Consider the following 4,776-nt stretch of genomic DNA (forward strand, 5'->3'; position numbering starts at 1 on the left):
GCCTCGCTGGATCTGAGGCCTCGGACGAGATCCGTCTCGGGTACGGATACTGCCCCGAGACGTCAGAGCGGCGGCGGGGCCGTCGATTCGCGGACCACGAGCTGCGTCGCGAGCTCGACGCGGTGCGAGTCGAGCTGCTCGCCCCGGGCCTGCCGCAGTAAGGTCCGCAGGGCGGTCCGGCCCATGTCATGAAGCGGTTGGGAGACGGAGGTCAGCGACGGGACCGAGTCCTCGGCGAGCGCCGTGCCGTCGAAGCCGACAAGGCTCAGCTCCTCCGGGACGTGAAGGCCCCGTCGGCGTGCCTCGCGGAGGACTCCGACGGCAATCGAATCGCTCCCGGCGAAGATCGCCGTGGGCCGCTCGCTCAGGGAGAGGAGCCGCGTGAGGCCGTCGATGCCGTGCTCGACGCGGAACTTCCCGTGCGAGATCAGCTCCGGGTCGACGTCGATGCCAGCCGACATGAGCGCCGACAGGTAGCCGTGGAGCCTCGCCTGATTGCACTCGGCGGATTCCGGGCCGCCGAGGTACGCGATCCGTCGGTGCCCGAGGCCCAGTAGGTGCTCCGCCGCCGCCTTCCCTCCGGCCCAGTTCGTGGCGCCAACGCTCACGACGTCCTTGGGCGGCGGATTGAGCGGGTCGATGACGACGACCGGGATGCGCCTGCGCCGGAAGGCCGCGAGGTGGGAATCGCTGAACGCCGACGTCACCAAGATGATGCCCGCGCGCCCTTCGTCGATGAGGCGCTGGGCCCGCCGGCCCAGACCGGGCCCGCCCGGGTGCTCGCTTCCCGTCACGCTGAGCACCACCTCCACGCCGATTGACGCGGCATAGGTGAGGATTCCGTCGAGCACGGTCGCGGAATAGTTCGAATTCACCCCGTCGAAGGCGACCTCGACGACGGACGGCTGCCCCGGGCTCCTCCGCTGGCCTGGGGACTGGTAGCCGGCCTCGTCGAGGGCGGCGAGCACCTTCGCCCGGGTCTCCGCCGAGACATCCTCGCGCCCGTTGACCACCTTCGAGACCGTCGGCGTGGAGACGCCTGTGACGCGCGCGATGGCGGCGAGCGTTGGCTTGCCGTCGGACGAGGTGAGGGTCATGGACCATCCTGAGTTTCGAAAGGTTTTCGCTGAGACTAGTGTCCGGTCGCCGCTGCGACGAGTCAAGGCGGACGACGGCGGCGGGCACCTGGGTGTCTCACTCGCCACAAGCCGGGCCGTGAGCGGGGGCCAACGGCGACGTTTGCGATTCCATGGCCCGCCCTGCATCTTTCGTCAACGATCTGAACTTTATCGGCCCACCCCCTTGACCGTGATTCGAGTCACGTCCTAACGTTGCCTGCAGTTCGACAGTTGAACGAAATATTTCGATAACGGTGCGGTCCGACGGCGGGCCTCATCGAGTGATTCGAGAGGACCAGGCATGGCTGAACCGAAGGCGCTGCGAGTTGGGATGGTCGGGTACGCGTTCATGGGTGCGGCGCACTCGCACGCGTGGCGGACCGCGCCGCGGTTCTTCGACCTCCCGCTGGCTCCCGAGCTGACCGCCGTGGCGGGCCGCGACGCTGAGCGGGTCGCGGCGGCCGCGGCGAAGCTGGGCTGGGGTTCGACCGAGACGGACTGGCGGCGCCTCATCGAGCGCGACGACATCGACCTCATCGATATCTGCACCCCAGGCGACACGCACGCGGACATCGCGATCGCGGCGCTCGAGGCGGGCAAGCACGTGCTGTGCGAGAAGCCGCTCGCGAACTCGGTTGCCGAGGCGGAGCGGATGACGGCGGCCGCGGACGCGGCGGCCGCCCGCGGCGTCGCGTCGATGTGCGGGTTCTCCTACCGCCGGACCCCGGCCCTCTCACTCGCCAAGCGGCTCGTTGACTCGGGCGCGCTCGGGACGATCCGGCACGTGCGCGCCCAGTACCTCCAGGATTGGCTCACGGACCAGAACGCCCCTCTGACGTGGCGGCTCGACAAGTCGAAGTCCGGCTCGGGCTCGCTCGGGGACATCGGTGCGCACATCATCGACGCGGCACAGTGGATCACGGGGCAGACCATCAGCGGCGTCTCCGCGCTGCTCGAGACGTTCGTGACGGAGCGCCCCGTGGGCGGGGACTTCGTGGGTCTCGGGGGCCGCGGCGGCACCGAGGCGGTCAAGGGGCCCGTGACGGTCGACGACGCGGCGATCTTCTCGGCGCGGTTCGACGCTGGCGCTGGGCAGGCAGGGGCGATCGGCGTGTTCGAGGCGACGCGGTTCGCGTTGGGCCGGAAGAACGCGATGCGGCTCGAGCTCAATGGTTCAACCGCCTCGCTCGCGTTCGACTTCGAGGACATGAACTCGCTCTGGTACTACGACGCCGCCGAAGAGCCGAATGCGGGCTTCCGCAAGATCCAGGTCACGGAGCCGGACCACCCGTACACGGGCCACTGGTGGCCGGTGGGCCACGGGCTCGGCTACGAGCACGCGTTCACCCACCAGGTGGTGGACCTCGTCGAGGCGATCGCCTCGGGAAGCCGGCCGACGCCGTCGTTCGCGGACGCGCTCCAGGTGCAGCGCGTCCTGGCAGCCGTCGAGGCGAGCGCCGCGGACGAGTCCCGCTGGACCAAGGTTTAGGACCCCCGGGGTTGGGGCCGAGGGAGGACTGAGGAGGAAACATGGCACGACCGATCACCTTGTTCACGGGCCAGTGGGCCGATCTGCCGTTCGAGGAGGTTGCGCGGCTCGCCGGGGAGTGGGGCTTCGACGGGCTCGAGATCGCCTGCTGGGGCGACCATCTGGATCCGGTCCGGGCCGCCCAGGACGACGCGTACGTCCAGGACCGTCTCGACATCCTCAAGCGCAACGGCCTCGAGGTGTTCGCGATCGCGAACCACCTCACGGGCCAGGCCGTGTGCGACGACCCGATCGACGCGCGGCACGAGGGCATCCTCGCCCCGGAAGTGTGGGGCGACGGCGACCCCGAGGGCGTGCGGGCGCGGGCGACTGAGGTCATGAAGGCCACGGCGCGGGCCGCGGCCCGGCTCGGGGCGAAGACGGTCACGGGGTTCACGGGCTCGTCGATCTGGAAGGCGGTCGCGATGTTCCCGCCGGTGCCTGACGGGATGATCGAGGCCGGCTACCAGGACTTCGCGGACCGGTGGAACCCGATCCTGGATGTCTTCGACGAGGTCGGGGTCGGGTTCGCGCTCGAGGTGCACCCATCCGAGATCGCCTATGACTACTGGACCGCCAAGCGGACCCTCGAGGCGATCGGGCACCGGGAGTCGTTCGGGCTGAACTTCGACCCGTCCCACTTCATCTGGCAGGACCTGGACCCGGTGATGTTCCTGCAGGACTTCGCGGAGAAGATCTTCCACGTCCATGTCAAGGAGTCGGTCCGCCAGCTCAACGGGCGCAACGGCCGGCTCGGCTCGCACCTCGCGTGGGCTGACCCGCGCCGGGGCTGGGACTTCGTCACGGCCGGGCACGGGCACGTCGAGTGGGAGCCGATCTTCCGAACCCTCAACGCTATCGGCTACGAGGGGCCCACGAGCATCGAGTGGGAGGACGCCGGCATGGATCGCCTCGTCGGGGCCCCGCAGGCCCTCGCGCTCGTGCAGGGCCTCGCCCAGATCTCTCCGCCCGCCGCGGCGTTCGACGCCGCCTTCAGCAGCCGGTGAGGTCGCGCGCGAGGCGCGGCACCGCCGTACGTCCGCGCCTCCGACGCCCGCCTAGCGTTGCGCCGTCACCTTCGCAGGGTGCGCACCCCGGACGTGACGGCGCAACCGGAATTCCGCAACCAACCAAAGGACAGCAGTGACAACCACCAAGAACGCGCTCGTGGTGCGCGGGGGCTGGGACGGGCATCAGCCCATCGAAGCCACCGACCTGTTCATCCCGCACCTCAGAGCGAACGGCTACGACGTGCGCGTCGAGGAATCGCCCAAGATCTACGCGGACGCCGAGTACATGGCGAGCGTGGACCTCGTGATGCAGTGCATGACGATGTCCACGATCGAGAAGGATGAGTTCGAGGGGCTCCGCGCGGCCGTCGAGAACGGGACGGGCCTCGCGGGCTGGCACGGCGGGATCGCGGACTCGTACCGGAACACATCGGACTACCTGCACCTCATCGGCGGGCAGTTCGCGTGCCACCCGGGCAAGCATCCGGACGAGCGGATCGGGGAGCAGTCGGACAATTACGTCCCGTACACCGTGAACATGCTCCCCGCTGCCGCGGGCCACCCCATCACGCAGGGCATCGGGGACTTCGACCTCGTGACTGAGCAGTACTGGGTCCTGGCCGATGACTACATCGACGTCCTCGCGACCACCACCCAGAAGGTCAGGGAGTGGGACCCGTGGCACCGCGAGGTGACATCTCCCGCGATCTGGACCCGGCAGTGGGGCATGGGCCGCATCTTCGTGTGCACGCCCGGGCACCGGGTCGAAATCCTCGAGGACGCCAACGTCCGCACGATCGTCGAAAGGGGCCTCCTGTGGGCGAGCCGGTAGGAAGGGAAAGCCCGCTGCGAGTCGGGATCGTGGGCTGCGGGAAGATCGTGGGCCAGTACCTCGAGAGCTTCCGGCGGCTCGAGCGGGTGCGGCTCGTTGCGGTCGCGGACCTCGATATGGAACGGGCGCGGGCCGTCGCCGCGGAGTGGAACGATGGCGCAACGGGCGACGGCGGGACGGGCGACGGCGGGACGGGCGACGCCGTGCGCGCGGTGAGCGTCGAGGGACTCGTGGCCGCGTCCGACGTGGACCTGGTCCTGAACCTGACCATTCCGGCCGCGCACGCCG

At 69.5% G+C, this 4,776-nt stretch carries 5 protein-coding genes; 4 read left to right on the forward strand and 1 reads right to left on the reverse strand.

The window, feature by feature from the left end; all coding sequences use genetic code 11:
* Positions 1-62: 62 nt before the first annotated feature.
* Positions 63-1,097, reverse strand: a complete 1,035-nt coding sequence (locus tag ACLN58_RS17875) for a LacI family DNA-binding transcriptional regulator (protein ID WP_415856594.1) — start codon at positions 1,095-1,097, stop codon at positions 63-65.
* Positions 1,098-1,419: 322 nt separating this feature from the next.
* Between ACLN58_RS17875 and ACLN58_RS17880 the strand changes: the two genes are divergently transcribed.
* The 4 genes from ACLN58_RS17880 to ACLN58_RS17895 form a co-directional block, all read left to right on the forward strand.
* A complete protein-coding gene (locus ACLN58_RS17880; protein ID WP_415856595.1) occupies positions 1,420-2,607 on the forward strand; it encodes a Gfo/Idh/MocA family protein in 1,188 nt (395 codons plus the stop codon).
* A 41-nt stretch (positions 2,608-2,648) separates the two neighbouring features.
* The gene (locus ACLN58_RS17885; RefSeq protein ID WP_415856596.1) at positions 2,649-3,653 is read left to right on the forward strand and encodes a sugar phosphate isomerase/epimerase family protein; all 1,005 of its coding nucleotides are present in this window, start codon (positions 2,649-2,651) and stop codon (positions 3,651-3,653) included.
* Positions 3,654-3,789: 136 nt separating this feature from the next.
* Positions 3,790-4,488 (forward strand): ThuA domain-containing protein, encoded by a 699-nt coding sequence (locus ACLN58_RS17890; RefSeq protein WP_415856597.1) that lies wholly within the window; start codon positions 3,790-3,792, stop codon positions 4,486-4,488.
* Positions 4,473-4,776: Gfo/Idh/MocA family oxidoreductase (locus tag ACLN58_RS17895; protein WP_415856598.1), on the forward strand; the 304-nt coding region annotated here is incomplete at its 3' end. The genes ACLN58_RS17890 and ACLN58_RS17895, both read left to right, overlap by 16 nt.

It is taken from the genome of Sinomonas sp. G460-2 (assembly GCF_047759905.1).
In the GTDB taxonomy this organism is placed as follows: domain Bacteria; phylum Actinomycetota; class Actinomycetes; order Actinomycetales; family Micrococcaceae; genus Sinomonas.

Excerpts from the sequence above, each read along its gene's own strand:
- ACLN58_RS17875 (WP_415856594.1), bottom strand. The coding sequence starts at position 1,097 with ATGACCCTCACCTCGTCCGACGGCAAGCCAACGCTCGCCGCCATCGCG.
- ACLN58_RS17880 (WP_415856595.1), top strand. The coding sequence starts at position 1,420 with ATGGCTGAACCGAAGGCGCTGCGAGTTGGGATGGTCGGGTACGCGTTC.
- ACLN58_RS17885 (WP_415856596.1), top strand. The coding sequence starts at position 2,649 with ATGGCACGACCGATCACCTTGTTCACGGGCCAGTGGGCCGATCTGCCG.